1 protein-coding gene is annotated in these 930 nt (G+C 65.9%); it reads right to left on the reverse strand.

What is annotated here, in order from left to right:
- Positions 1-339: 339 nt before the first annotated feature.
- A partial coding sequence (locus tag DBR23_RS31335; protein ID WP_233250619.1) for a TolC family protein occupies positions 340-930 on the reverse strand: 591 nt, incomplete at its 5' end.

Consider the following 930-nt stretch of genomic DNA (forward strand, 5'->3'; position numbering starts at 1 on the left):
GAGCATGGGCGTCGGAGCGCCCATGCCTCGTGCACTGACTCGCCGTGGATGTCTGAACGAAGCTGCAACGCAGCGCAGTGAGTTCCACGGCGCACCCCACAGCCGCCCCGCCGCAGGTTTGCCCCTTCGCGTTGCGAAGGGGTCGCAGACTGGGGGTCGCCTTTTCTTTGGTGACTTTCTTTTGGCGAAGCAAAAGAAAGTTACTCGCTCGCCGGGCGACTCCCGGCCTCCGCACTCAAGCCAGGCGTACGGCCCTATCAGCACAACAACCAGACACTACAAAATCAATAGCTACCTAGGCATGTTTCACTAGCGCAAGCAGCCTAAACCGCTCAAAAACTACTGCGGCGCAGCCGCCACTTTCACCACAGGCTGATCCCCCCACCCTCCTCCGAGCGCCCGAATCAACCCCACCGTCGCCACATACTGTGCCGTCCGCACCTGCAGCTCCTGCCGCCGATTGCGCAACTCGCTGCGGCGCGCGTCCAGCAACTCCAACTGGCTCACCAAGCCATTGCGATACCGCACATCCGACAACTGCGTCGCCCGCCGCGCGGCCGTCACCGCCCGCCCCTGCGCCTCGGCCTGGCCGGAGAGCAAACGCAGCGAGGTCAGCTGATCCTCCACGTCACGAAACGCATTGAGCACCTGCCCCCGGTGGTCCGCCAGCGCAGCCTCCAGGCGGGCCTTGGCACCCTCGATCTGGGCATCGCGCTGACCGCCGTCAAAGATCGGCAGCGACAGCAGCGCACTCACGCCCCAGGCTCGGGCCGACCACTTGAACAGATCGCCCAGCTCGGGCGACGCATGCCCCGCATTGCCCGTGAGCGTGACCGCCGGGAACCACGCCTTCTGCGCCACGCCCACGCGCGCTTGCGCGGCCAGCACGGAGGCTTGTGCGGCTGACACATCGGGACGACGCGCCAACAC

It is taken from the genome of Acidovorax sp. HMWF018 (assembly GCF_003061035.1).
Taxonomy (GTDB): Bacteria; Pseudomonadota; Gammaproteobacteria; order Burkholderiales; family Burkholderiaceae_C; genus Acidovorax; species Acidovorax delafieldii.